At 76.7% G+C, this 917-nt stretch carries 2 protein-coding genes; both read right to left on the bottom strand.

Going from position 1 to position 917, the window contains the following annotated elements:
* Positions 1-391: hypothetical protein (locus J1M39_RS11660; protein WP_206496826.1), on the bottom strand; the 391-nt coding region annotated here is incomplete at its 3' end.
* Between the two features lie 257 nt (positions 392-648).
* The coding region (locus tag J1M39_RS11665) for a hypothetical protein (protein ID WP_206496827.1) at positions 649-917 on the bottom strand (269 nt) is incomplete at its 5' end.

The following is a 917-nucleotide window of genomic DNA, read 5'->3' on the forward strand; positions in this document are numbered from 1 at the left end:
CGTCGGCGGCCCTCCTGGCCAGGGTGGCGTGCCCGGGGTGGGCGGTGTTCGCGCGGGCCAGGGCCTCGGAGTCGGTGGCGATGCGCTCCAGCAGGTCCCGCCGCTGGCAGCTCAGCCGGATGGCCTCCTCCAGGGCCGGGACCAGGTCGGGGTGCGGCTCGTCGCGGCGGGCCAGGCGCTTGTAGCGGGCGCGCGCGGCGGCGGCGGGGGCCGCGAGGGCGTGGGCCTGGCGGCGCTGGTCCTCCAGAGTGGCCACGGCCTGGCGGCGCCGGGCGCGGTCGTCGCAGTCCTCGCCCCACGGGTCGGGCTGGCACATCACGTCGCCGCACTCCGGGCAGGGCTCGAAGGCGGAGGGCAGGGAGTCGAGGTCGAGAAGGTGGTGCTCAGGCATCGGAGGTGCCTCCTTGGTCGGGGTGCCGGGGGCCTCATGCCCCCCGCTACGTGTCCAACCATACACACACAATGGCAAAAATACAACACCACCCGCGAGCGCAGGTCCACGCGCCCGTGGTCGTGACGCGGAGGGGGCGGGGACGTGGCGCGGTCCCCGGGAGCCGGCAGCAGCTCGATGCAGCCGGCAGCTCATCTCCACGACACGTCCCCGGGATGCCGCGAGCGCGGGAGCCCCCCGCGCTCGCGGCCTGCCGGTCAGGCGGCGGGCAGGGCGGCCAGGCTGTCGCGGTCGGCCAGGGCGGCGGCCTCGCGGGCGGCCGGAGCGTAGCCGTCCATCGGGGCGACGTAGGCGCGTCCGTGCGCCCAGGCGCCGATGCTCCAGCCGATCAGGTCCAGTGCGCTGGGCACGCCGTGGATCCGCTGGCGCAGGTAGCGGGTGCCGTGGAGGCGGCCGCCGCCGCTCAGCACGTCCATCAGCAGCCCGGGCAGGCCCAGGGTCGCGGGCAGGGCGGGCAGCTCGACGC

The sequence above is a fragment of the Micrococcus sp. KRD077 genome (genome assembly GCF_017168505.1).
GTDB classification, from domain to species: Bacteria; Actinomycetota; Actinomycetes; order Actinomycetales; family Micrococcaceae; genus Micrococcus; species Micrococcus luteus.